This window comes from Ruegeria sp. YTSA064, assembly GCF_059610325.1.
Genome location: NZ_JBXWNK010000011.1, coordinates 52,473 through 78,558, shown reverse-complemented (window position 1 = coordinate 78,558; position 26,086 = coordinate 52,473). Strand labels below are relative to the sequence as shown.

General features: G+C 57.4%; 22 protein-coding genes. 7 read left to right on the top strand and 15 right to left on the bottom strand.

Features of this window, described 5'->3' with window-relative positions; translation table 11 throughout:
* The first annotated feature begins 53 nt into the window (after positions 1-53).
* The 3 genes from acnA (at position 54) to AC2FI7_RS16825 (ending at position 5,181) form a co-directional block, all read left to right on the top strand.
* Positions 54-2,741, top strand: a complete 2,688-nt coding sequence (gene acnA / locus AC2FI7_RS16835) for an aconitate hydratase AcnA (RefSeq protein ID WP_496816271.1) — start codon at positions 54-56, stop codon at positions 2,739-2,741.
* 120 nt (positions 2,742-2,861) lie between these two features.
* Positions 2,862-4,364 carry a BCCT family transporter gene (locus AC2FI7_RS16830; RefSeq protein ID WP_010442053.1) on the top strand — a complete coding sequence of 501 codons (1,503 nt, stop codon included), beginning with the start codon at positions 2,862-2,864 and terminating at the stop codon, positions 4,362-4,364.
* A 115-nt stretch (positions 4,365-4,479) separates the two neighbouring features.
* A complete protein-coding gene (locus tag AC2FI7_RS16825; protein ID WP_010442052.1) occupies positions 4,480-5,181 on the top strand; it encodes an SDR family NAD(P)-dependent oxidoreductase in 702 nt (233 codons plus the stop codon).
* Here AC2FI7_RS16825 and AC2FI7_RS16820 read toward each other — a convergent pair.
* The 10 genes from AC2FI7_RS16820 to yajC form a co-directional block, all read right to left on the bottom strand.
* A complete protein-coding gene (locus tag AC2FI7_RS16820) occupies positions 5,176-5,718 on the bottom strand; it encodes a DsbE family thiol:disulfide interchange protein (RefSeq protein WP_010442051.1) in 543 nt (180 codons plus the stop codon). The genes AC2FI7_RS16825 and AC2FI7_RS16820 overlap by 6 nt on opposite strands.
* Positions 5,711-5,869 carry a heme exporter protein CcmD gene (gene ccmD / locus AC2FI7_RS16815; RefSeq protein WP_010442050.1) on the bottom strand — a complete coding sequence of 53 codons (159 nt, stop codon included), beginning with the start codon at positions 5,867-5,869 and terminating at the stop codon, positions 5,711-5,713. Before ccmD ends, AC2FI7_RS16820 begins: the two co-directional genes overlap by 8 nt.
* Positions 5,866-6,639 carry a heme ABC transporter permease gene (locus tag AC2FI7_RS16810; RefSeq protein WP_010442049.1) on the bottom strand — a complete coding sequence of 258 codons (774 nt, stop codon included), beginning with the start codon at positions 6,637-6,639 and terminating at the stop codon, positions 5,866-5,868. Before AC2FI7_RS16810 ends, ccmD begins: the two co-directional genes overlap by 4 nt.
* A gap of 61 nt (positions 6,640-6,700) precedes the next feature.
* On the bottom strand, positions 6,701-7,357 hold the full coding sequence (ccmB, locus tag AC2FI7_RS16805) for a heme exporter protein CcmB (protein WP_010442048.1): 657 nt from the start codon (positions 7,355-7,357) through the stop codon (positions 6,701-6,703).
* On the bottom strand, positions 7,354-7,968 hold the full coding sequence (ccmA, locus tag AC2FI7_RS16800) for a heme ABC exporter ATP-binding protein CcmA (RefSeq protein ID WP_010442047.1): 615 nt from the start codon (positions 7,966-7,968) through the stop codon (positions 7,354-7,356). Before ccmA ends, ccmB begins: the two co-directional genes overlap by 4 nt.
* A 130-nt stretch (positions 7,969-8,098) precedes the next feature.
* Positions 8,099-8,452, bottom strand: a complete 354-nt coding sequence (locus AC2FI7_RS16795; protein ID WP_010442046.1) for an Mth938-like domain-containing protein — start codon at positions 8,450-8,452, stop codon at positions 8,099-8,101.
* A gap of 10 nt (positions 8,453-8,462) precedes the next feature.
* The gene (locus tag AC2FI7_RS16790; protein WP_496816266.1) at positions 8,463-9,209 is read right to left on the bottom strand and encodes a TSUP family transporter; all 747 of its coding nucleotides are present in this window, start codon (positions 9,207-9,209) and stop codon (positions 8,463-8,465) included.
* Positions 9,202-10,170, bottom strand: a complete 969-nt coding sequence (secF, locus tag AC2FI7_RS16785; protein WP_010442044.1) for a protein translocase subunit SecF — start codon at positions 10,168-10,170, stop codon at positions 9,202-9,204. The genes AC2FI7_RS16790 and secF overlap by 8 nt, the downstream gene beginning before the upstream one ends.
* A 1-nt stretch (position 10,171) precedes the next feature.
* The gene (gene secD / locus AC2FI7_RS16780) at positions 10,172-11,833 is read right to left on the bottom strand and encodes a protein translocase subunit SecD (protein WP_010442043.1); all 1,662 of its coding nucleotides are present in this window, start codon (positions 11,831-11,833) and stop codon (positions 10,172-10,174) included.
* A 33-nt stretch (positions 11,834-11,866) separates the two neighbouring features.
* On the bottom strand, positions 11,867-12,154 hold the full coding sequence (gene yajC, locus AC2FI7_RS16775; protein ID WP_010442042.1) for a preprotein translocase subunit YajC: 288 nt from the start codon (positions 12,152-12,154) through the stop codon (positions 11,867-11,869).
* 192 nt (positions 12,155-12,346) lie between these two features.
* On the opposite strand from yajC, the gene AC2FI7_RS16770 reads away from it, so the two are divergent.
* Both AC2FI7_RS16770 and serS read left to right on the top strand, forming a co-directional pair.
* The gene (locus tag AC2FI7_RS16770) at positions 12,347-14,011 is read left to right on the top strand and encodes a mechanosensitive ion channel family protein (RefSeq protein ID WP_010442041.1); all 1,665 of its coding nucleotides are present in this window, start codon (positions 12,347-12,349) and stop codon (positions 14,009-14,011) included.
* Positions 14,012-14,083: 72 nt separating this feature from the next.
* Positions 14,084-15,376: a serine--tRNA ligase gene (gene serS, locus AC2FI7_RS16765; protein WP_010442040.1), complete on the top strand. Its 1,293-nt coding sequence runs from the start codon at positions 14,084-14,086 to the stop codon at positions 15,374-15,376.
* Positions 15,377-15,426: 50 nt separating this feature from the next.
* Here the strand turns inward: serS and AC2FI7_RS16760 are convergent, their stop codons facing one another.
* The 5 genes from AC2FI7_RS16760 to AC2FI7_RS16740 all read right to left on the bottom strand — a co-directional run bounded on the left by AC2FI7_RS16760 (position 15,427) and on the right by AC2FI7_RS16740 (position 20,819).
* Positions 15,427-16,050: a helix-hairpin-helix domain-containing protein gene (locus AC2FI7_RS16760; RefSeq protein WP_010442039.1), complete on the bottom strand. Its 624-nt coding sequence runs from the start codon at positions 16,048-16,050 to the stop codon at positions 15,427-15,429.
* Positions 16,051-16,120: 70 nt separating this feature from the next.
* Entirely contained in the window at positions 16,121-17,107 is a 987-nt protein-coding gene (locus tag AC2FI7_RS16755; RefSeq protein WP_010442038.1) for a fatty acid desaturase, read from the bottom strand.
* A 164-nt stretch (positions 17,108-17,271) separates the two neighbouring features.
* Entirely contained in the window at positions 17,272-18,735 is a 1,464-nt protein-coding gene (der, locus tag AC2FI7_RS16750; protein ID WP_010442037.1) for a ribosome biogenesis GTPase Der, read from the bottom strand.
* 48 nt (positions 18,736-18,783) lie between these two features.
* A complete protein-coding gene (locus AC2FI7_RS16745; protein WP_010442036.1) occupies positions 18,784-20,106 on the bottom strand; it encodes a PQQ-like beta-propeller repeat protein in 1,323 nt (440 codons plus the stop codon).
* 41 nt (positions 20,107-20,147) lie between these two features.
* Entirely contained in the window at positions 20,148-20,819 is a 672-nt protein-coding gene (locus AC2FI7_RS16740) for a hypothetical protein (RefSeq protein WP_010442035.1), read from the bottom strand.
* A gap of 226 nt (positions 20,820-21,045) precedes the next feature.
* On the opposite strand from AC2FI7_RS16740, the gene AC2FI7_RS16735 reads away from it, so the two are divergent.
* Entirely contained in the window at positions 21,046-22,269 is a 1,224-nt protein-coding gene (locus tag AC2FI7_RS16735; protein ID WP_010442034.1) for an efflux RND transporter periplasmic adaptor subunit, read from the top strand.
* The gene (locus tag AC2FI7_RS16730) at positions 22,266-26,081 is read left to right on the top strand and encodes an efflux RND transporter permease subunit (RefSeq protein WP_010442033.1); all 3,816 of its coding nucleotides are present in this window, start codon (positions 22,266-22,268) and stop codon (positions 26,079-26,081) included. Before AC2FI7_RS16735 ends, AC2FI7_RS16730 begins: the two co-directional genes overlap by 4 nt.
* The last annotated feature ends 5 nt before the right edge of the window (positions 26,082-26,086 follow it).

Sequence of the window (26,086 nt, the reverse complement as noted above, 5' to 3'; positions counted from 1 at the left end):
AGATAAGCCATAGCGAACTCCAGTATCCAAATCATTCGAGAGGGAGGCCAAAGATGCCCATCAAGGTCGGACAGGACACAGCCCAAACACGCCGCAGTCTGAGCGTGAATGGTAAATCCATTTCCTATTACTCGATTCCAGCTGCTCAAGAAGCAGGCCTTGGTGATTTCTCGAACCTGCCTGCCGCGCTGAAAGTGGTGTTGGAAAACATGCTGCGCTTCGAGGATGACGGGTTCTCGGTCTCCGTAGATGACATCAAGGCCTTCGCCGAATGGGGCGCAAATGGCGGCAAGAACCCACGCGAGATTGCCTATCGCCCTGCCCGTGTGCTGATGCAGGACTTTACTGGCGTCCCGGCTGTGGTTGATCTGGCAGCGATGCGCGACGGCATCAAAGCGCTGGGTGGTGACGCCCAGAAAATTAACCCGCTGAACCCGGTTGATCTGGTCATCGACCACTCGGTCATGATCGACGAGTTCGGGAACCCTCGCGCGTTTCAGATGAACGTAGACCGCGAGTATGAGCGCAATATGGAGCGTTACCAGTTCCTCAAGTGGGGTCAGGGTGCGTTTAATAACTTCCGCGTTGTGCCCCCGGGCACCGGCATTTGCCATCAGGTGAACCTTGAATATCTGGCCCAGACCGTCTGGACCGACACGGACCAGAGCGGAGAAGAAGTCGCCTATCCCGACACGCTGGTCGGCACTGACAGTCATACCACCATGGTCAACGGCATGGCCGTTCTCGGTTGGGGTGTTGGCGGGATCGAGGCCGAGGCCGCGATGCTGGGTCAGCCGATCTCGATGCTGATCCCCGAGGTCGTGGGCTTTGAACTGACAGGTTCGATGGTTGAAGGCACAACCGGTACTGACCTTGTTCTGAAGGTCGTTGAGATGCTGCGCGAGAAAGGTGTGGTCGGTAAATTCGTCGAGTTCTACGGCGAAGGACTTGACCGGCTGCCACTGGCTGACCGTGCCACCATCGCCAACATGGCCCCCGAATACGGCGCGACCTGTGGTTTCTTCCCGATCGACGGCGAAACCCTGCGCTACATGCGCAATACCGGGCGCGATGAGGATCGTCTGGCATTGGTCGAAGCCTATGCTAAGGAAAACGGGTTCTGGCGGGATGATAATTACAGCCCGATCTACACCGACACCCTGTCACTGGACATGGGCACTATCGTTCCCGCGATCTCGGGCCCGAAACGTCCGCAGGATTATGTCGCGCTGACCGACGCCAAAGCCGCCTTCACCAAGGAAATGGCCGAGACCTTCAAGCGCCCGATGGGCGAACAGATCGAAGTCAAAGGTGAAGAATATGGAATGGAGTCCGGCAAGGTTGTGATCGCCTCGATCACCTCCTGCACCAACACGTCGAACCCCTATGTCATGATTGGCGCTGGTCTGGTGGCGAAGAAAGCGCATGAGCTGGGCCTGAATCGTCAGCCTTGGGTCAAAACCTCTCTGGCCCCTGGGTCGCAAGTAGTGTCCGAGTATCTTGAAGCTGCTGGTCTACAGGAACATCTGGACGCGATCGGCTTTAACCTTGTGGGCTATGGCTGCACCACCTGTATTGGTAACTCGGGTCCGATCCAGAAAGAAATCAGCGAAGCGATTGCCGAGGGTGATTTGGTCGCAACCTCGGTTCTGTCGGGGAACCGGAACTTTGAAGGTCGAATCTCGCCTGATGTCCGCGCCAACTATCTGGCCTCACCGCCGCTGGTTGTCGTTTACGCACTGGCGGGCACCATGGATATCGACCTGACATCCGAGCCAATCGGCAAGGACAAGGACGGTAACGATGTCTTCATGAAAGACCTCTGGCCGAGCCAAAAGGAAATCTCCGATCTGGTGCAGGAAACCGTGACGCGCGAGGCATTCCAGTCGAAATATGCCGACGTTTTCAAAGGCGACGAGAAATGGCAGTCGGTTGATACCACCGATGCAGAAACCTACGACTGGCCACCTGCTTCGACCTACATCCAGAACCCGCCCTATTTCCAGGGCATGGGACATGAACCCGGCACAATCTCGAATATCGACGGGGCGAAGGTTCTGGCCGTTCTGGGTGATATGGTCACCACCGATCACATCTCACCCGCTGGGTCCTTTGCGACAACAACTCCGGCTGGTAAGTACCTGATTGAACGTCAGGTTCAGCCGCGCGAGTTCAATTCCTACGGGTCGCGCCGTGGCAACCACGAGGTCATGATGCGCGGCACCTTCGCCAATATCCGCATCAAGAACGAGATGCTGGACGGCGTTGAAGGCGGCTATACAAAAGGACCCGATGGCGAGCAGACGTCGATCTATGACGCCTCGATGGCCTATCAGGCAAACGGCACACCGCTGGTCGTTTTCGGGGGCGAGCAATACGGCGCGGGGTCTTCGCGCGACTGGGCGGCCAAAGGGACTGCTTTGTTAGGTGTCAAAGCCGTGATCGCCGAGAGCTTTGAGCGTATCCACCGCTCGAACCTCGTCGGAATGGGTGTGATCCCGTTCGAGTTCACAGGCGGCGATAATCGCAAAACGCTGGGTCTGAAAGGCGATGAAACCGTCTCAATCCACGGATTGGACTCGGTTGAACCACTGCAAGAGGTGCCCTGCACAATCGTATATGGCGATGGGACCGAGAAGACGATCGCCCTGAAGTGCCGCATCGATACCGCGCCCGAAATCGAGTACATCGAAAACGGCGGTGTGCTGCAATATGTGCTGCGCAACCTCGCAAAATCTTAGTAACGCAATAGCTTACAATCCGATCTTCACCTCCGGCCCAGCGCCGGGGGTTTTGTTTTCTGGTCATTTATTCAAAAGTCTGAAACTGTTAGGCGAAAGCACATCTGGAACCCAATCACTATGAAAAAACCTAACGCCTTGCTGGTTTGCTCGCTCAGCGTCATCTCGGTGATCGGGATATGGGGCGTGATCGATATCCAGAGCCTGGTGACTTGGGCCAACGGCATCGTGCAGCAAACCTTCCACAGTCGCGGATGGTTCGTGATGCTCGCGGCCTCGGGCATGTTGATCGGGTGTTTGGTTCTCGCATTTTCGCCCTATGGCAACATTCGTTTGGGCCGGGATGATGAAGAGCCCGAGTTCTCGACCGCCACTTGGATCTCAATGCTATTCTCGGCCGGAATGGGCGTCGGATTGCTGTTCTGGGCCGTCGCCGAGCCACTAACCCATTTCAACTTCATCTCAGGCATGGCCCCCGATTTTGTTGCCGCGCAGCAGGCGATGCTGGCGACAAACTTCCACTGGGGCCTGCACGCCTGGGCGATTTACGGCTCCACCGCGCTGACCATCGCTTATTTCAGCTTTCGGCGCGGGACGGGCATGATGGTCAGCGCCCCGATCAAAAGCCTGTTTCCCGGTGAACGCTGGGCCGAGCGGGTCGGGTGGCTGTCGGATTTCATGGCCATCGTCGCCATCGCCATCGGCGTTGGCGGCTCCATGGCCATGGGCGTGTTTCAGGTTGCGGACGGGATCGCGGTTCTGGGTGGTCGGGAAACGGTTGGTGCCCTTCTGATCGGCGTTGTTTTCCTGGCGATGGTCGCAGCCTATATCCCTGCTCTGTTGATTGACCTTGGCCAAGGCATGGCGCGTTTGTCGAATGCAGCAATGCTGATCGCGATCTGCCTTGTGGCCTATACGGTTGTCCTCGGCCCCACAGAGTATCTGTTGAACACTGTGGTTCAGGGGTTCGGCGATTACGTCACCAATGTCATCCCTCGGGGCTTTCAGACCTTCACGTTCTTCGGCGATGACGTCACCAAATGGTTCAGCGACTGGACCCTGACCTACATGGTCTGGTGGATCGCCTGGGGGCCATTTGTCGGCGTGTTCGTCGCGCGTATCTCTCGCGGTCGCACGATCCGAGAATTCGTGATCGGAGTGCTCTTCGCACCCACACTGTTCTCGATCCTTTGGTTTGGTGCCTTTGGCGGCATTGGTCTGTTTGAGGCGCTCAACGGTGCCGGAGAGCTGTTGGCCTATACGCAAACAAACATCGAGCGTGTAACTTTTGCCCTGCTCGACCGTTTGCCGCTGTCGCTGATCACAACACTCGCAACCGTAGCCGCGGCGTTTCTGTTCATCGTAACCAGCGTCGTCAGCGCGGCCTTTGTGCTGGGCACCTTCTCGACCGAAGGGGATGAAAATCCGCCACCGCGCGTGCGCCTGCTCTGGGGCGCATTACTGGGCCTGTTGAGCGTCGCGATGATCCTGTCGGGCTCGGTGGACTCGGTCAAAGTCCTGATTTCACTTGGAGCGCTACCCTTTGTGTTCATCTCGGTTCTGCTGATGGTCTGCCTATTCCGAGGGTTACGAGAGGAGGGGCAAATCCATGCTGATCGGTGATCTGACAGACACCCTGATGAACCTCACCACATTTGCCTTCATCGGCGCAATGATCTGGATTTTGGTTCGCAAGTAGCTGCTTGAATCTCTGCCGCTTTACCGATTTTCTGCGACTATGGAAAAAGTCGCATTGATAACCGGCGGCGCGCGCGGCATTGGGCGCGCAATCGTCGAAGACCTGGGCCGCGATCACCGCATTGCATTTACATGGCTGTCGAGCGAACCGATGCCAGATCTTTTGGTCGGGGATAAACTGGCTATACGTTCCGACCTATCTGCGCCAGATCAGCCTGCCAAGGTGATCGAACAGGTAGTGCAGCACTTTGGGCGGCTTGATGTGATCGTCAATAACGCCGGTCTGGTGAAATCTACGCCGAAAGAAGAATTTCAGGCCGAGAATCATCGCGCCATTCTGGACCTTAACCTACTGGCTCCAGCCGCGTTGTTAACCGCCGCGCTGCCGCATCTGAAACGCGATGCCTCAATCGTCAGCATCTCATCAATGAACGCAGTCCTGCCCCCCCGAGACGCAGTGACCTATGGCGCCAGTAAAGCGGCCTTGAACCTGTGGACCCGCGCCATGGCCAAAGAGCTTGGGCCCGAGGGGATACGTGTCAACGCAGTGGCGCCAGGCGCGATTAACATTCCCGAAGCACCTCGATCAGAGGAACTGACTGCTCTGTTTGTCAACGACACCGCCTTAGGACGCGCGGGAAAGCCCGATGATATCGCCAAGGCTGTTAGATTCTTGGCCTCGGATGCCGCGTCGTTTATCACCGGCGAGGTGTTAACCGTGACGGGTGGCTATCGCTTATGAGCCCCCCGCGGCTTTCTCAAGCGCCGGGCGGATCGTGCTCTCGATCACCCGCTGCGTAATCGGCCCGGCCCAGCGCAGAATAATCGTGCCCTCACCATCGACCACATAGGTCTCGGGCACGCCGTAGACGCCCCAATCCAGCCCCATACGGCCCTGTTCATCCCGTCCGATCCCGGCATAGGGATCACCCAGCTCGGTCAAAAAAGCCTCGGCATTGTCCAGTTGGTCTTTGTAGTTGATGCCGTAAACTGGAATCCCCTCGTCGGACAAAGCCTGCAGGTTGGGGTGTTCGACGCGGCACGGGGCGCACCAACTGGCCCAGTAGTTGACCAGCTTGACCTCACCATCACGCAGGGTGGCATCGTCGAAACCGGGTTTACCCGCGAATTCTGTCAGAACGACGGGCGGAGCAGGCTGCCCTTCGCGCGCCGAAGGCAAGGCATTGGGGTCGTCGCGGAACATGCCGATTCCAGCAAGCACAGCGAAGGCTCCGAAAATCAGAGGAGGCGCGATCATCAGGGGCGAAATCTTAGCCATTGCGCGACATCCTCTGTTCGACTTTCTCCATCTCAGCCCGCACCTTGCGGCCTCGGATCACGCTGAATCCCACCAGCGCAATCAGAAGCCCGATGGATACAACATAGGACCACAAAACAGTATCGGCATATTTTCCAAGATCAGGGATCATCCGTTCACCCTTTCCCGCGCCATCAGCGCCTTGGTTCGACGGGCTCGGATTTCGGTGCCCGTGCGATAGAAGACCAGCGCGATAAACAGAAGCACAAAGCCGATGATACACAGGAGCAGCGGATAGAAGTAGATGTTGCTAACCTTCTCCTCGGTATCCGTACCTGTGATCGCCCCTGCACGCATCACGGAAGCCCCCTGATGCAGCCCCTGATTCCAGAAATTCACCGCATACCGGCTGAGGAATGCAAAGACCGAGCCCACGAGGCAAAGGACCGAGGTCAGATCAGCCGCGGTGTCCGGATCTTCGATCGCCTCCCATAGCGCGACATAACCCAAATAAAACAGGAACAGAATCAGGAACGAGGTCAGGCGCGGATCCCAGGCCCACCATGTACCCCACATGGGCTGGCCCCAGATCGCTCCGGTGGCCAAAGCGATCAACGTCATCACGATGCCGATCGGCGCAGCGGCGCGGGCGGCCAATGCGCTCACATGGTGGCGGCGCACCAGCCAGACGAGCGAGGTCGCCAGCATCATGATCCAGCAATTGATCGCCATCAGCGCGGCAGGCACGTGCAGGTAGATGATCTTTACGGTCGAGCCTTGTTTGTAGTCATCAGGGGTAAAGAAGAAACCCCAGATCAATCCTACGACCAGACACAGACCTGCACCGATCCAGAAGAACGGAAGAACCCGCTCGCTGGTGGCGAGGAACTTGCGCGGATTGGCGTATTCCCAAAGGGCGTTGGCTTTGGCTGCGATTGTCATGGGCACTATCTAGTCCGAGTCGGCGTGGTTCTCAATTGACCTCAGTCAAGCTTTGTTGCCATCACCTAAGATTGATGCGCAAAACCGCTGCGCTGGCAAAGGGTAAAAGTGCGACCGTTGCGGCAGTAATCCCTGCCAGCATAAGCAGGGGCGTTTGCGTCTCCATGCCTGTCGCACCGCGTCGGGCAACCTCGGCCCCGAAGATCAATGTCGGCACGTAAAGCGGTAAAACCAGAAGCGACAGGAGCAGACCGCCCCGTTTCAGGCCCACGGTGAGGGCGGCGCCGAAGGTGCCGATAACGCTCATCGCCGGGGTGCCAAGCAGCAGTGAGATCACCAGCCACGAAAACCCAGGTACAGGCAGGTTTAGTAAAACGCCCAGAAACGGCGCAGCCAACACCAGCGGCAATCCTGTGGTCAACCAATGGGCTAGCGCTTTGATGGTGACGACCGACTCCAGTGGCAGCGGCGCGGTGGCAAGCAGATCAAGCGAGCCGTCTTCCCAATCCAGCGCCAGCAGACGGTCCAGCGAAAGCAGGCACGCCAAAAGCGCGCCCAGCCAAAGAACGCCCGGCGCGATGGTCGAAAGCAATGAGGATTGCGGGCCTACCGAAAATGGCACCAGAACTGTGACGATCAGGAAGAAAGCAAGACCGAGGCCAAAGCCACTCCCTGCGCGGAAGGCCAGTTTCAGATCACGCAGCAATAAAGCGATCACAGGAAGCCTCCATCGAAATCGTCGAAGGGTTTGGGTTTGGCCTTATTGGGACCGACGTCTAGTACCTCTCCATCCAGACCAAGGTCGATATGGGTGGCGATCAAAGCAGAGCCGCCCTGCCCCAGATGCGCGCGCACCGCATCCGCGAACATCTCCACGGCGTGACGATCCAGCGAGACTGTCGGCTCATCCAGCATCCAGATCGGGCGACCGGTAACCAGCATTCGCGCCAATCCCAGACGCCGTTTCTGCCCCGCCGATAGGTTGCCGGCGTGGCGGTCGGCCAGTTCGTTCAGGGCGAATGCATCCAAAGCGTGCTGGATATCACGGGTCCCAAAGACCGACGCCCAGAAGTTGAGATTTTCGACCACGGTGAGGGTCGGCTTTAACCCGTCAGAATGGGACGCATAAGCGATCTGGTCTTCTGCCCCTTCGATCTGTCCCACCAGCGGCGGCTGCAGGCCTGCAAGCGTACGCAGTAATGTTGTCTTTCCGATCCCGTTCGGCCCCCGCAGGATCAGCGCATTTCCGGCCTCAAGCGAGAAGCTCAGCCCTTCGAGCACGGGGACACCGCCGCGTGCGATGGCCAGGTCGGTTACTTTCAAAGTCATGAAGCCCGCTTAGCGGATTGTGCGTGTAGGCAAAAGGTCGGAATTGCCGCAGAGAGGCTGGTTGGATCGCAGTGAGGGGCCAGCCCCTCACACTCCCTGGGATATTTTTAGCCAGATGAAGAACAGATCCTCAGACCGGTATCAGCGCAAGCGCAACGCGGCGGCCTTCGGAAAGCAGCACGTTGTAGGTGCGGCAGGCAGCCGGAGAGTTCATGATTTCGACACCCAGCCCCGCCTCTTCCAATGTGGTACGCAGGTCGGCGGGGATGTGGGTCAGGTCTTTGCCCGTACCGATGAACAGAACGTCGACATGTTCGGACAAGGCCAGCAACGCCTGGGCGTCGGAGTAACCCGCCCAGGCCGATGTGCCAGTGGGGCCCGTCAAGACTGCCCCGTCATAAACCTGCCCCCCGATCCGAAAGAAGCCAGGTCCATAGCCATCGACGGGTTGGGCGTTTGTATATGTGATCTCGTTCAAACGCATGTGCGGGGTTCTAGCCCCAAAGCGGCAGGCCGGACAAGGCCGCTGTTGCGATCACCAGATAGGCTGCGGCGCGGTACGGCCTTTCATGTTCGGGTCGAAACATCCAGCCCCCCAGCCAGTTACCGGCGATGTTGGGGATCGCCAGCGCGAGGCCCAATCCGATGCTCGCCATCGAAAGACGCCCCATCCCGCCGAGGTATCCAAGGATCAGCAAATCGAAAACAAACAGGAACAGCAGGATCGTCGCGCGGATTATCTCAACTGGCAATGAACGCGACATGTAGAACAGGATGACAGCTGGTCCGGGAATCCCGACCACTCCACCGAGTAGCCCCGCTACCCCGCCAATTGCCACAACCATGCGGCGCCGCACCGTCCCGCGATAGCGCAGACCAAATATCAGTACGACAAGCATCGACAACGAGATCACACTGACCAAATAGCGAAATACTTCGGGTTGCGTAAGCGTCAGCAGCCATAAGCCGACCGGCAGAACTAATGCGCATCCGAGTAGAAGGCGCGCCAAATCTCCTTTGTCGACGACAGACCATGCGCGGCGTAGGTTTGGGATGGGACCGAATATGTCCATAACTGTCAGCGCGATGATCGCGCCGAAAGGTCCAAGATAGGGGCTGGCGATGGGCAGGAATATCAGGGCCGTGCCAAAGCCGGAGAAACCGCGCACGATGCCCCCAACAAAGGCAGCGAAAATGATAACGGCCAGACCGGTTGGGGTCTGGCCGAAATACTCAGGCATCGATGTTGGCAAACTGGTTGCCCGCCGTGTTCGACGGCTTCGACCAGTCGCGTTTGACCCCCAGCCACAGCAGGATGGTCGAGGCCACGAAGACCGACGAATAGGTCCCGACAATCACGCCCCAAATCATCGCGAAGACGAAGCCGCGGATCACGTCACCGCCCAGCACGTAAAGCGAGATCAACGCCAGCAGCGTGGTCACCGAGGTCATCACCGTCCGGCTAAGCGTTTCATTGATCGAGATATTCAAAACCTCTTTGAGGTCTTTCTTCTTGTATTTGCGAAGGTTTTCGCGAACGCGGTCAAAGACAACCACGGTGTCATTCAGCGAATAGCCGACAATGGTCAGGAGCGCCGCGATGATGGCCAGGTCAAAGCGAATTTGCAGTTCCGAGAAGATACCAATTGTCAGGATCACGTCATGCACCAGCGCGGCGACCGCACCCAGAGCAAACTGCCATTCGAACCGGAGCCAAATGTAGACAAGCACCGCACCAATCGCCAAGGCGACGGCGATAACGGCGGTCTGGATCAACTCACCCGAGACCTTGGGGCCCACAGATTCGACCGAAACGAACTGAATGTCCGGCGCGGCAACAGTCAATGCTTCTTCAACGGCGGTAACGATTGCTGCAGACACAGCTTCGGCTCCATCCTGGGCCTGAATACGGATCATGGCGACGTTTTCATCCTCGCCAAAGGTCGGATCGAAAATCTCTGTGATGGTCACATCACCAAGTTCCAGCGGCGCAATGGCGTCGCGATAGGCGCCCACGTCGATCTCTTGCGCGGATTGCGTGCGGATCGTGGTGCCCCCGCGGAAGTCGATACCGAAGTTCAGCCCCTGCAGCAGGAACGACGTGAAGGCGATCACCATCATTAGGCCCGAGATTCCCAACCAGATCTTCCAGCGGCTGAAGAAATCGAACGAGGTGTTTTGCGGTACGAGTTTCAGTCTCATGTCAAACCTCGATCGTTTTCGGACGGCGGCGTTCGAACCAGATTACGATCATCAGGCGCGTTACAAAGATCGCGGTGAAGACCGAGGTCAGAATACCCAGACCAAGTGTAATGGAGAACCCGCGTACCGGCCCGCTACCCATGGCAAACAGGATGGTTGCGGTGATGAACGTGGTTACGTTCGCGTCCAGAATGGCCGAAAGCGCCTTTTCATAGCCCAGCTCGATGGCGCGCGCAGGGCCTTTGGCAGATTTCAGTTCTTCGCGAATGCGTTCAAAGATCAGCACATTGGCGTCTACAGCCATACCGACCGTCAGTACGATGCCAGCGATTCCTGGAAGGGTCAGCGTCGCACCGATCAACGAGAGCAGTCCGAAGAGCAAGCCCACATTCAGGATCAGCGCAATATTGGCGAAGATGCCAAACAGGCCATAGCTGAGCGCCATGAACACCAATACTGCGACAAACGCCACAATGGTAGCGACTTTACCCGCATCAATGCTGTCTTGCCCCAGCTCCGGGCCGATGGTGCGCTCTTCAAGAAATTCCAGGCCCGCAGGCAAGGCCCCGGCACGCAGCAGGACCGCCAGATTGGTGCTTTCCTCAACCGTGAAGTTACCGGTGATGATGCCGGAACCGCCAGGAATATGGCTTTGGATTACAGGGGCCGAGATCACCTCATCATCCAAAACAATGGCGAACGGCGCGCCGATATTTTCTAGCGTGTAGTCACCAAACTTGCGGGCACCAGAAGTGTTGAACCGGAAGCTGACCGCAGGGCGTCCGTTCTGATCGAATGACGGTTGTGCGTCGACCAGCTCTTCCCCGGTTACCACCGGCGCTGATTCCAAGGTGTAATAAACCCCGTCCTCATCGATCGAAGGAACAACTTCTTCACCCACACCCGCGATGGCGTCAGGATCAGTACCGCGCCCCACCACGGGGTTGAACGTCAGCTGAGCCGTGGTGCCGATAATGTCTTTCAACTCACCTGCGCTACCGATGCCCGGCACCTGTATCAGTATCCGGTCAGCACCTTGGCGTTGGATTGTCGGTTCTCGCGTGCCGACTTCGTCGATGCGGCGACGAATAATCTCAAGCGCCTGACGCACCGTACGGTCATCCGAGGCAAGCTTTTCAGCCTCGGACAATTGTACGACAATGGTATCTCCTTCAGCGCGGGCTTCGATGTCAGTGGCCCCAACCCCGGTCAGTGTTTGCACCTGACGCGCCAGACCGCGCACGACTTCCAGCGCACGCGACATACCTTCGGGCTGACTAATGCGCACGCGAATCTCATCAGGGGCCGAGTCTTGTCGGCGAATGGTGCCTACCGTGGCGCGCTCATCGCGCAACGCATCGCGGATTTCGGGCCACATCGCCTCCATCCGAGATTCGTAGACGTCATCAACCTTAACTTCAGCCAGCAGATGCGCACCGCCGCGCAAATCGAGACCCAGATTGACAAGCGATGAAGGCAGCCAGTTCGGCCATTGAGCCGCCTCTGCCTGCATCTCAGGTGTATCGATGCCAAGCTCAATTGCGGCTTTGGCATCATTCGATTGCTCAACGCGTGTATAGAACGCATTCGGCAGGGCCAACAGTAGGCCGATCACGCAGACCGACCATATTAGGACCCGTTTCCAGGAATCAATTTGCAGCATTACCCTGCCTTTTCAAGGATTTAACGCGCGAAGTTACTTCGCCGGTTCGGTCTTGTTCAGAACCTGAGCGATGGTCGATTTGACCACGCGAACCTTCACGCCTTCGGCAATCTCGACTTCGATCTCGTTATCGCCTTCCTTGACCTTGGACACCTTGCCGATCAGCCCACCTTGCGTGACAACCTGATCACCCCTGCGCACGGCTTCGACCATGGCCTGATGTTCCTTCATCTTCTTCTGCTGCGGGCGGATCAGCAGAAAATACATGATCCCGAAAATCAGGATCAGCGGGAGAAACTGGGCGATTGCGCCACCTTCCATGACATATTCCTTTGTTCTGGTAATGCAGAGGGCTCTCTGCAAAGTTGGCGCGAACCTATGCTTTGGTTCAGACGTTTGCAAGCAAACGCATCTGCAATTCACCTATCAAGTGCACAGGATTGATGCGGGACGTTGCAGATATGTTCTAGGCAGCCCCGGCAAGTCGGATATAGTTGTGGCCAGGGGGGCCTAATGATTCAATTAATCCAGACCTTTGGCAAGTTTATTCGCCTAATCCTTTTGACGGTTTCTCTTTGTCTCTTGGCACCACCACTTTGGTCACAGAACGTAATCGGAGAAGAACAAAACACAGAGGATTCTGAAACACAGACCTTTCAGGCTCCAGTTATCGTTGATGGCGATACACTGTTTCATGTGCGCGGCTCCAGCGCTTTGCCCGCAAACGAGCGGGCGGAGGGTGTTCAGAACAAGATCATTGAAGTAGCCGAATCCTCGGATGCAAAGAAAGTTTCGATAACCTTCGAGGACTCTGAATTCGGGATCCGGATATTTGCCGATGGCATCCAGGTTTCGATCGTGACCGATGCGGATTCCGAACTTGAACAAATGGATCTGAATGTTCTCGGGTTATTGCACGGCCAAGCTATTGAACAGGCGATCGAAAACTACCGCGCCAATCGCACGGAACAAGCACGCGTTTCGGGTGCTATCGAGGCCCTGGCCTGGACGCTCGGCTTCGCGTTATTCGTTGTCATCATTCTCTGGTTACACCGACGCATCAGGCGGCGGACGCTTAAACTGGTTAAACGCTATCTCAAAAACGTCGAAACCGCGACCGCCAAGAGCGTCCAGGCCGAGGCCATAGCGGCATTGATCCGGTATGCCCTGAATTTCGTATTGCTGGTGATCTTTTTCCTTGGCTTCTATTACTATCTCTCCTTCGTTCTGCTGGCCTTTGCCGAAACGCGATACTTTGCGCAATTGCTGCTGACCTACCTGACCGAGCCGGTCCTGCTGATCTTCAAGGGTATCCTCAGCTATTTCCCGAACCTGATCATGCTGGTGCTTATCACCTGGATAACGATGTATATCATCCGGGGAATGCGCGTGTTCTTTGACGCAGTCGAAGCGGGATCGTTCGATCTTGGCGATTTCGAGAAACACTGGATTGGCCCCACGTTTAACATCGCCCGGGTTGTTGTGATACTGATCGCACTAGTCTTTGCTGTCCCTTACATTCCCGGATCGGACTCTGCGGCCTTTCAGGGACTGACTATCCTTGTCGGCGCGATGCTGTCGCTGGGCGCGAACTCGGTGGTCTCGAATATGCTGGCGGGGCTTTTCGTGATTTATCGCCGCTCGACTTCGCTCGGGGACCGTATCCAGATCGGAGACCACATCGGAGATGTAGTGCAGATCAAGCTGATGGAGACACATCTGAAGTCGATCAAGAATGAGCTGATCTCGATCCCGAACGCGCAATTGATGAATTCGGACGTGGTGAACTTCTCAAAAAAAACCGATGGCAATGGGTTGCTGCTGCATACAACGGTTGGGATCGGATATGAAGAACCGCCCGAGAAGGTCGAAGCGATGCTGATCGAGGCCGCACATCGTACCAAGAGCATCAAAGCCAAACCCGAACCCTTTGTTTTGTGGACTGCTTTGGCGGATTACGCGATCAATTATCAGATCAACGGATATAGCACACGGGGCAGTATCATCCCGAAGATCCGCTCGGATTTGCATCGCAACATCGTTGCCGTGTTCAACGAAAACAACGTGCAAATCATGACACCTTCGTACATGGCTGATCCGCCCGAGCCGAAGATCCCAGCGGAAGAGTGGGATGGCCATCTGGCACATGAAACGCACGACGACGCGGATAAGTCGTAACCGGCGCTACACCCTTCCTTTCAGATGGTGCATAAGCGGTTTCAGTGATTCACGCATTTAAGGATCTGAACCATGCACGACATCCGCGCCATTCGCGAAAACCCAGCCGCCTTCGACGCCGCCCTTGCGCGCCGTGGGGACGCGCCGGTGTCGTCAGACCTGCTGAGGCTAGACGAAAGCCGTCGCGCGAAAATCCTCGCGGCCGAGACGGCGCAGGCGGAGCAAAACAAGGCCTCCAAAGAGGTTGGTGCCGCCAAAGGGCGCGGCGATGAGGCCGAATTCGAACGTCTGCGCGCGCTGGTGGCCGAGAAAAAGGCCGAAGTGGCCCGGATGCAGACCGAAGCCAAGGACCTGGACGCTCTGCTGACCGACCAGTTGATCCGTATCGCCAACCTGCCGGCAGAGGATGTGCCCGAGGGCGCGGATGAGAATGACAATGTCGAGATCAGCCGCTGGGGCACGCCGGGTGAACTGAATTTTGCCCCGAAAGAGCATTTTGAAATCGAAGCCGTTCAGAACGGTATGGATTTTGAGACGGCTGCCAAACTCTCTGGCTCGCGCTTTGTGCTGCTCTCGGGCGGCGTCGCGCGCATCCATCGCGCTCTGGCGCAATTCATGCTGGACACGCATATCAATGAGAACGAGCTGACCGAGGTTAACGGCCCGGTCCTGGTTCTCTCGGAAATGATGCAAGGCACTGGCCAGCTACCGAAATTCGGCGAGGACAGCTATCAGACCCGCGAGGGCTGGTGGTTGATCCCAACCTCCGAAGTGTCGCTGACCAACATCGTCAACGACACGATGATCGAGGAAAGCTATCTGCCCCGCCGTTATACCGCGCATTCCCTGTGCTTCCGGTCCGAAGCGGGCTCGGCGGGCAGGGACACGCGCGGGATGCTGCGCCAGCACCAGTTCGAAAAGGTCGAGATGGTCTCGGTCACGCATCCGGACAAATCGGACGACGAGCAAAAACGCATGCTGCGCTGCGCCGAAGGCATTCTGGAAAAACTGGGCATCCCCTATCGCACCGTCATTCTGTGCACGGGCGATATGGGTTTTGGCGCACGTCGCACCTATGACATCGAGGCTTGGCTACCCGGTCAGGACACCTATCGCGAGATCAGTTCGGTTTCGACCTGCGGTGATTTCCAGGCCCGCCGAATGAACGCACGCTTCCGGCCAGAAGCTGGCGGTAAGCCGGAATATGTTCACACCTTGAACGGGTCTGGTCTGGCTGTCGGGCGCTGCCTGATCGCCGTGCTTGAGAATGGCCAAAACGCAGATGGCACGGTGACCCTGCCTGAAGCCTTGGGCCCCTATCTGGGCGGCAAGCTTACGCTACAGATCGACGGTAAACTGGCATAACAAAACCGGCATCGATGATGCCGGTTCCCGATTGACAAGGCGAAGAAGAGTTACTTCTTCGCCTTTTTCTTATTGCTCTTCTTACCAGATTTTTTTTTAGACGTTTTGCCGGACTTTTTGTCAGACTTCTTCTTAGCGTCCTTCTTCTTGTTGTCCTTTTTGGGCTTTTTGTCTTTCTTGCCCTTCTTGGACTTTTCCTTGACCTTTTCCTTGGCTTTGGAAAATGCTGCTTCCATTTCGGATTTCTTCTTCGCAGCCTTCTCAGCCTTGGCTTTGGCCTTTGCCTTTTTCTTCGCCTTGGCCTCGGCAGCGACTCTCTCCGCCGCAAGGCGTTCTTCTGTGGCTTTTCGCTCGGCCTCGGCCTTGTTCGCGGCGGCATTGCTTTTTGCAGTTGCCCGACGTACCGCAGATTGCTTTGCTGCTGGCTTTTGCGTGCTTGAGCCGCGTGCTGGTGCACGAGCCGCGGCCTTGGGTTTGGCACCTGCAACAGCCTTCGCCGCTGCGATCAACTTGGTTGCGCGGGCAATACCGACGCGCGGAATACCAAGCATGTCTTCAGGTTTGGCCTTGGCTAAGGCTTCTGCTGTTTTGAAGCCCTTTGAATTCAGCGCCCGCTCCAGCGTTGGCCCTACCCCACTCACGTCGGCAACTGCGGTCATGTTGGTTCCTTTCATTGTCTCCACCTGGCAACGTAAGTGTTTTGGCATCGACCAAAAAGTAGAGAGATTGACAGCATTTGTAGCGTTAACCGCTTTCGGCCAGCCGGTGCTGTTCTGTTCTGTTGGGGAACGGGACAAGGCGTTTGGCTTCCTCATCCCAAAGCTTCAGGTTCAGTGCCGCCACTGCTTCGGGAAATTTGATCCGACGCGGCGTGTATTCCGGGGGTAAGTTATAGTGGCACGCGCGCAGACGATAGGACGGAATGCGCGCATTGAAGTGGTGAATGTCGTGCAAGGTGATGCAAGCTACGGCATTGTCAAACCACCAACCGAAATCCAATGCCGATGATCCTTCCAGCGCTGCTAGCTTGGGGTCCAACTCAGGACGTCGGTCCCAATAGGTGTCTTCGAAATTATGCTGCAGATACACTAGAAACACACCAAGCATGCCCCCGAGCAGAGAAAAGACCAACCAGACTAAAATACCGGTGGCGCCTGCAATCAGGTAAAGCAGTCCCAGAAACACGATAATTGAGAGGTTATGCAGCAGCACACCCATCACCCCAAACCGAACAGTATTCTTGGGCCAGCGATAGCGAATGAAGTAGGTGAACAAAGCACCAACTGGCACAAGAATGAACGGGTTCCGGTAAAGCCTATAAAACAGACGCGTTTTCCAATCGGCTTCGTTCCATTCACGCAGCGTCATTGTGTGAATTTCACCTGTCTCGCGATGTTCGAGGTTTCCGATCCCAGCATGGTGCAGATTATGGTTCTGCTTCATCACTTCGAACGGGGCGAAGGTAAATGGCGACAATCCGTGGCCAGCCCATTCGTTTTGCAGACGGGTTTCAAACAGCGAATGGTGACCGCAATCATGCTGCAGCACGTATAGACGGACTGCAGAAAAGGCAAAAACGATCCCTGCCGGAATCATGACATACCACTGGTCCACATACGTGATCGCCAAAGCCAGCGATGCGAAATACACCGCAAATGTTCCAAAATAGCTAAGGGCGGCAAGCGTATTGTCCTGTACCGCGTATTGTCTTGTATATTCTCTCAGATCCATCACGCCCGCTCCCCAGGGTGGTCCGACCAATCTCAAACTCAAATTACGTGCGGCAAACCCGCAATCAAGCAGCACGTACAAATACAAATGCACGCACTTGAATGCTAGCGCGCGGAAACGGGGCTGTCACGCCCCCTCACTGAAAATGCTGAAAATTAGCGCGGTTACGCGCGTCCCTTGAGATGCTTGGCCAAGGCGCCTGCGTTCTTCTTGCGACGGCCCTTGTAGGGGTTCTTGTCGCCCTGCCCACGCAAAGTCAGGCGTATCGGGGTGCCCGGCATGTCAAAATCCTCGCGCAACCCATTGACCAGATAGCGGTTGTAGCTTGCGGGCATCTTGTCGGGATGCGAGCACATCACGACGAACCCCGGTGGGCGCGTCTTGGCCTGAGTCATATAACGCAGCTTGATCCGACGACCCTGCGGCGCTGGAGGCGGGTGCTGTTCCAGCATGGCGGTCAGCCAACGGTTCAGCGCTGCGGTCGGCACGCGGCGGTTCCAAACGTCATGAGCACGCAGGATCGCGGCGCGTAAACGCTCCAGCCCCCTACCTGTTTTGGCCGATACCGTGATCAGAGGCGCACCACGCAGTTGTGGCAACAAACGGTCAAACGACTCTTTCAGGTCACGAAGTTTTTCTTGCTTGTTGTCCTCGATGTCCCACTTGTTCACGGCGACGACCACGGCGCGGCCTTCGCGTTCAGCCAGATCGGCGATCCGCAGATCCTGCTGTTCGAACGGGATGGCCGCGTCCAACAGAACCACGACGACTTCGGCAAACTTGACCGCCCTCAGACCATCCGAGACCGAGAGCTTCTCCAACTTCTCCTGCACCTTGGCCTTCTTGCGCATCCCAGCTGTGTCGAAGATCCGCATCGGTGTGCTGTCGCCATCTGGGTCAGCCCAATCGATCCGCAAGCTGATAGCGTCACGGGTAATCCCGGCCTCGGGGCCGGTCAGCAGACGATCCTCCCCGATGATCTTGTTGATCAAAGTGGATTTACCCGCATTTGGCCGCCCAACCACAGCCACCTGCAGAGGTTTATCAGCCGTGATCAAAGGGGCTTCACCCTCGCCATCCTCGTCCAGTTCGATATCAATCTGGGGGCTGTCGTCCTGCGCCTTTTCTGCTGCCGCATCCGCCAGTGGCATAAGTTGGGCATAGAGATCGGTCATCCCTTCGCCATGCTCGCCAGACAGGCGCACCGGTTCGCCAAGACCAAGGTTGTAAGCCTCAAGCACACCCGCATCGGCCGCGTTGCCTTCGGCCTTATTGGCGGCAAGGATCACATGCTTGGATTTTTTGCGCAGGATATCAGCAAACATTTCATCGGTCGGCGTAAGCCCTACCCGCGCGTCGATCATGAACAAGCAAACATCAGCCATGTCCACAGCACGCTCGGTCAGTCGCCGCATCCGGCCCTGCAGGCTGTCATCGGTCGCGTCCTCAAGACCCGCCGTATCGATCACAGTAAAGCGCAGATCTCCCAAACGGCCCTCGCCTTCGCGCAAATCACGTGTCACGCCAGGCTGGTCGTCGACCAAAGCCAGACGTTTGCCCACGAGGCGATTGAATAGGGTGGATTTGCCCACATTCGGGCGCCCCACAATGGCGAGGGTCAGCGACATGTTCTCATCTTTCAAGACTCAAGAAGCGCCCTTTAGCGCATCTTGTCGTCAACGGAAAGCGTGCAATTCGCCCTTGGTCGAAACGACATAGAGCGTCTGACCCGCCACAACCGGCGCAGTGGTCGCGCCGCCCGGCACTTCGATCTGATGGACCAACGCGCCGTCAGCTGGATTGAAGAAGCGTAGATACCCATCGTTCGAAGCTACAACCAGCCGCCCTCCGGCCATGATCGGGCCGTAATGAGCAAAGATCGGACCCCGACGGCCCGGCTTGTTCTTGACGAATCCGGGCAGATCGATTGCCCAGACAATCGAGCCATCCGCTGCGTCCAGACGCACCAGTTGGCTGCGATCGCTGATCAGGAATACACTGTTTCCTGCTGGCCAGACCGTATCAACCGCACCTTCCAGAGCGGTCCAGTTCCGCTCACCTGAACCAGTATCAAAGGAAACCGTACGACCCGAGTGGTTGCCGATCAGGATCGAATTGCCAGACACCATAGGCCCGGCTGTCACGTCTACGATCTGAGCCGCCGCGCGACCCCGGCGGCCACCCGCTACAGATGCGTTCCAACGCAAGATGCCTCCCCGGCGAAAAGTCGCGGCAATGTCACCCGACCCAAATGCAAAAACCGACAGGTCCGAAGCGATGACCGGCGCTGGTGCACCCAAAACGTTCCCGACGCTCGGAGTGCCGTCAATCTGCCAAATGATCCGGCCGTCCTTTGTGTTCACCGCCCAGCCGGTCTCGTCCCCGGCCACCAGATAGAGAATCCCGCCACTGACCAAAGGCGCGCCACTGCCGGTTGCATTCAAACGCTTTTGCCACTTTTGAGCGCCTGTTTTAGCATCTAACGCGGTCAAACGACCAAAACCCGATGAGACGTACAGCACACCATCGGCGTAAGCGAGCCCGCCCCCCGTGGCATCGACGTCTTTTTCATTCGGTGGAATCAGATTGGTGCTCCAGGCAACTTGCCCCTGTGGCGTCACCGCCGAAACAGTCGCACCGGAATCGAGCGTATAAATCAAACCACCCGCAACAACCGGGTCTGCAGTAATCCGCTGTTTCCGGCTGTCGCCGGAACCAATGTTGGCTGACCAGATACGCTGTGGCGTGGGGTTCAATGCGGCATTTGTAGTGCGAAATTCAGGGGTGCCTGGGCTTTGCGACCAGTTCGCGTTCCGGCTTTGGGCCGGAATGCTAATTGGCTTGGCGCCACGTGTTTCAACGGTTTCGTTGTCAACGGCGGCGCGAATATCCTCACGCTCACCGGGCAAAATAACCTCTGGTTCCTGACACGCGCTCAGCGCAGTCAAGGAAACTGCCGCGGCGACCAATCCAAAGCGTGAGAAATAACGTGTTACCATATTCGACAAACTCGCCTGTGATGTTCCGTTTCGCTGCCGGGTCAACCCTGCTGGGTTGCGACAGGCTCGGGCACACCCCCAAGCGCAATGATCAGTTGGGCTGCGCGTTGCTGTAGATCGGCGCTGGCTTCGGCGTCCTGGCGCAAAGCCTGCAAGCGATCCAACGCAGCCTGTGTACTTCCCTCGGTCACATCAATCAGGGCCAGCTGCTCCTCGGCAAGCAAGCGCAAAGGCGCACCGGGTATCGCAAGCGCCTCGAATTGTTGACGGCGATCTGCGACGGGCATCGTGTCGGCTTGCAGCAGCAACGCCTTGAAGCTTGCAATCGCCCGGTAGATTTCTGGCAAATCCCCCTGTGTAGCGATCGCGTTCAGGCTGTTCACAGCATCCTGATGCGACCCTGCATCGGCCTGCGATGCAGCCAATAACATATTCAGAACCGCGTCACCTCCCGCAGATGAGGCATCGACCGCTCGCAGGCTGGCTGCGCGCTCATCGGATGCGTTCTGAGACAAAGCAGACAGAATCGCATCACCCAGAGCTTCGGCCTGGTTTGTATCGCGCGCCTTGCGGTATTCGTTGAATGCCGCGCCACCTACAATAGCAACGACAGCGACAACACCCACCCAACCCCATCGGCGCAATAGCAGGTACATGCGATCGCGGCGCACCTCTTCGGTGACCTCATCAATAAAACTGTCGACGTCGCTCATCCCTGCCCCCAGGCTTAAGTGTCCGGTTTTCTAGCGCCATGTCATACCGCGCCGTTCAGGCCAAGCCAAGTGCTCGAATCCACACATTTGCCCGCATCCGCATCGCCCTTGCGAAAAAAACTAAACCGAACTATTCAGTTCAGTATGGAAAAGCCGTGTCTATTACCCCATTTCAAGTGATAGAGGCGAGAGCCAGCCGCGCGAACAGATCTGGAGATTGTACCGCATGCGATTGATTTCATTCGTTAACGCTGTTTTGGTTATTATTGCGTTGTATTTTCTTGTATTCGAACGCGACACGCTTTTTGCGTTCGCTGGTCGCGGGGATGAGCCTGCTGAAGCCGCAACTGAGGTTTCGGAATCAGTGCCTGCTCCGGATGCGATAGGTGTTGTCGTGGTGCGTTCGACTGCGCGCGAAATCGGCAGTGCGGTCCAGTTGCGCGGTCAAACCAAGGCAAATCGCCAGGTCGAGGTACTGGCTGAGACGATCTCGACCGTCGTGTCCGAACCTAAACGCAAAGGCGCATTTGTCGAAGCGGGTGATCTACTGTGTGAGCTGGATCCCGGCACCCGCCCTGCAAGTCTGGCCGAAGCGATGGCTGCAAAACTTGAGGCCGAAAGCCGTGTCCCCGAAGCCGAAGCACGTATCGAAGAGGCTCATGCTCGTCTGGCCGAGGCTGAAATCAATCTGAAAGCAGCGCGCAAGCTGTCTGAAACCGGGTTCGGTTCGGAAACGCGCCGCATCTCGAGCGAGGCCGAAATGAGCACCGCCGAGGCTGGCATCAAATCCGCTGAGGCTGGTCTGGAATCAACGCAAGCGGGCATTGAAGCCGCCACTGCAGCGGTTGCGGCCGCCCAACGCGAGATGGATCGCCTCACTATCGAGGCACCGTTTAAGGGGCTGCTGGAAAGCGATACCGCGGAATTGGGCAGCCTGATGCAGCCCGGTTCGCTGTGTGCGACCATTATCCAGCTCGACCCAATCAAGTTGGTGGCTTTTGTGCCTGAAACCGAAGTGAACCGGATTATCGTCGGTTCGATGGCGTCTGCACAACTGGTCACAGGCTTGCAGGTCGAAGGGCGCGTCACCTTCCTGAGCCGCTCGGCCGATGAAACCACCCGCACGTTCGAGGTGGAAATCACCGTTCCCAACCCGGAACTTCTGATCCGTGATGGCCAGACCGCCAATATCCAAATCGCTGCCGAGGGCGTCAAAGCACATCTGCTGCCGCAATCCGCGTTGACCCTGAACAATGAGGGCGAACTTGGTGTACGCACCGTTGTCGCTGACAACGTTGTCGATTTCGTCCCGATCCGCCTGCTGCGCGACACTGCCGAGGGTGTTTGGGTTGGCGGCCTGCCAGAATCCGCCGATATTATCGTGATCGGTCAGGAATTCGTGACACGCGGCGTAACCGTTGCGCCGACCTACAGGGAAGCATCGCAATGACGGGTATCGTCAGTTGGGCCGCAAGCCGAGCCAGAATGGTTCTGGCTTTCATCGCGATCTCGCTGGTTATCGGCGGATATGCTTATGTAGGGCTGCCGAAAGAGGGTGAGCCGGATATCGATATCCCGATGCTATTTGTATCGGTCCAGTTTCCGGGCATCTCGGCGGAGGATAGCGAGAGCCTACTGATCAAGCCGATGGAAACCGAGATGGCCGATCTCGACGGGCTAGACTCGATGACCGCCACTGCTGCTGAAAGCTACGCGGGCGTTCTGTTGGAATTCGAGTTCGGTTGGGACAAATCCGCCACCATCGCCGATGTGCGCGACGCCATGAACAGCGCACAAGCTGATTTCCCTGATGGGGCCGAGCAGTATACGATTACTGAGGTCAACTTCTCAGAGTTCCCCATCGTAATTGTTAACCTGACCGGTCCGGTCCCCGAGCGCACTATGGCGCGCGTTGCCAAAGACCTGCAGGACGAGCTTGAGGCGTTGGATGCGGTGCTTGAGGCGGGCATTGCCGGAAACCGCGATGAAATGCTTGAGGTCGTGATCGACCCGCTCCGGCTTGAGGCGTACAACGTCACGGCCGCTGAACTGATCAACGTTGTGCAGAACAACAACCAACTGATCGCGGCGGGTGAGGTTGAAACCGAGCAGGGCACGTTCTCGGTCAAGATCCCTTCTTCATTCAAGACTGCACAAGACGTCTATGGCCTGCCCGTCAAGGTCAATGGCGACCGCGTGGTCACCTTGGGTGAACTGGCCGAGATTAACTATACTTTTGAGGACCGCGCAGGCACGGCCCGGTTCAACGGAGAATCCACCGTCGCGCTGCAGGTCGTCAAACGCAAGGGCTTCAATCTGATCGACACCGTCGCGCTGATCAAATCCACCGTCGCAGAGGCTCAGACCAATTGGCCAGCCGAGTTGCAGGCCGCAGTTGATGTAGGCACCTCGAACGACCAAAGCCGCATCGTCGATTCGATGGTGCGTCAACTTGAGGGGTCGGTTCTGACCGCCGTCGCGCTTGTGATGATCGTGGTTCTGGCATCTCTTGGAACGCGCGCCGCGTTGCTGGTGGGCTTTGCGATCCCGACATCGTTCCTGTTGTGCTTCGCCTTTCTGGCGATGATCGGGGTCACAATCTCGAATATGGTGATGTTCGGCCTGATCCTTGCAGTGGGTATGCTTGTTGATGGTGCCATCGTTGTGGTGGAATATGCCGACAAGCGCATCAAAGAAGGCGTCGGCCCGATGCACGCCTATGTCGAGGCGGCGCAGCGGATGTTCTGGCCGATTGTCTCATCAACCGCCACAACTTTGTGCGCCTTCCTGCCGATGCTGTTCTGGCCCGGTATTCCCGGCGAGTTCATGAAGATGCTGCCGATCACGCTGATCTTCGTTCTGTCGGCTTCGCTGATCGTAGCACTGATCTACCTGCCGGTCGTGGGCGGTGTGTCGGGCCGTATGAGCCGCAGCTTCGAGCGCAGTTCGAACTGGCTGCGGGCACGCGCGCCGTGGTGGCTGCGGGCGCTACTGGTGCCGCCTTCTCTGTACATGATCTTCCTCGGCGCGATGCAGGTATTGAACCCCAACTACCTGCTGCCCGGTGGTTCACTTGCTGGTGTGCTGTTGTTCCTGTTCGGCGCATTCGCCGGGTCGGTCACGCTGAGCGCTGCCAAGATCGAACGGGCCCCGGATGAACATGTGCATACCACAAAAGAGCACACGCCCTTTGGTTACGTGATCAAGTTCCTGGTCGGCAATCCGGTCATGCCGGTGGTATCAATCGCCGTAGTCTTTGCGGCGGTATTCTGGATCGCGTTCATCCTGTTCCCGCAGAACTCGCGCGGTGTAGAATTCTTCGTCGAGAGCGAACCGGAACAGGCTACGGCCTATGTTCGGGCGCGCGGCAACCTGTCTCTGGCTGAAAAAGACGAGATGGTTCTTCAGGCCGAACGCTTCATCAGTGAACATCCGGCAGTGATCAACGTATTTGCCTTTGCGGGCGAAGGCGGCCTGAATCAGAACAATGGCGGAGCAGAAGCCCCAGCCGACACCATTGGCCGTGTGCAGTTCGAGCTCATTCCTTGGGAAGATCGCCCGATCAGTTCCGAGCAGATCACCGGCTGGTTCTGGGGGCCGATTGCTGGTCTGCTCGGCTTTGCAAAGGAGGAAGTTGCAGCCGAATATGACGGCAATTTTGTTCTGGAAGAACTCACCGCAGAGTTAGCAACTCTTCCCGGCTTCATCGTTGATATTCAGGCGCTGGAGCAAGGTCCCGCCTCGGCCAAGCCCGTTCATCTGCGGATTAAGGGCGATAGCTGGGAAGAATTGACAACCGCGACCGTCGCGGCGCGTGAAGCCTTTGACGCCACCCCCGGCCTGATCAAGATCGAGGACACCCTGCCCCTGCCCGGCATCGACTGGCAGATCGACGTGGACGTGGCCAAGGCAGGCCGGTTCGGCGCGGACGTCGCAACCGTAGGCGCGATGGTACAGCTTGTGACGCGCGGCATCCTGCTGGGTGAAATGCGCCCGGATTCCACAGACGAAGAGGTCGAAATTCGTGTCCGCCTGCCCGATCAGGATCGTGTCTTGTCGACGCTGGATACGCTCAAGGTGCGTACGCCTGACGGATTGGTGCCGCTGTCAAACTTTGTCACCCGCAAACCGGTGGCCAAACTAGCCGAGATCAATCGCGTGGATCAACAGCGTTACTATGACGTGAAAGCGGATGTCGAGCCGGGGCTGAGCAAGATCGTGACCTCTGGCCCAGACGGCGCAGAACTGCGTCTGGCCACCGTGCGCGCGATTGGCGAAGGTTCCACGCCAACCGGCACCACGATCACCAATATGGACGGAGCCGAGTTCGAACTCGTGAAGCTGACGGGCGCCGAGAATGTGGGCGAAGTGCGGGCCGCCATCGAAAGCGGTGAAGCTCGGTTTGCCCTGATCAATCCGAACGAACGGATTGCTGTACTTACCGAATGGCTGCAGACCGACCCGTTCGGCCGCACCATCGCGTGGGAGTGGACCGGCGATCAGGAAGATCAGGCTGAAAGCCAGGCCTTCCTGTCCAGCGCATTCCTTGCCGCTCTAGGCCTGATGTTCGTGATCCTGCTGGCGCAGTTCAACTCGTTCTATAATTCGGTTCTGGTGCTGCTAGCGGTGGTTCTGTCGACCACAGGTGTGCTTTTAGGCATGATGGTGATGCAACAGCCGTTCTCGATCATCATGACCGGGACCGGGATTGTCGCGCTGGCCGGGATCGTGGTGAACAACAACATTGTTCTGATCGACACCTATCAGGAATACAGCGGTTACATGTCGCGTATCGATGCCATCGTCCGCACGGCCGAGGCGCGTATCCGTCCGGTTCTGTTGACCACGTTGACGACCATGGCGGGTCTGACCCCAATGATGTTCGGCCTATCGCTGGATTTCATCGGTGGCGGATATTCGATCGATAGCCCTACGGCTCTGTGGTGGAAACAGCTGGCGACGGCGGTGGTCTTTGGCCTCGGCACGGCCACGGTGCTGACGCTGATCGTCACGCCTTCATTCCTGGCGCTACGGGTGTGGGTCACAACCTACGCGGTATGGCTGGGTAGGGCGCTGGCGCGCGCCACGGCGGGACGGTCCAGCCAGATCGCGCAGGACATGGCAATCGGCCAAAGCGCGCGAGATGTGCAAGCAGCCGAGATGATCTGGACTGATGAACCGGACAGAGTTGCCCCTGATCAGAGCGCTCTGGACGACCGGCCAGATCATCCGCCAACAACCCCGCTGAAGGCGGCGGAATAAAAAAA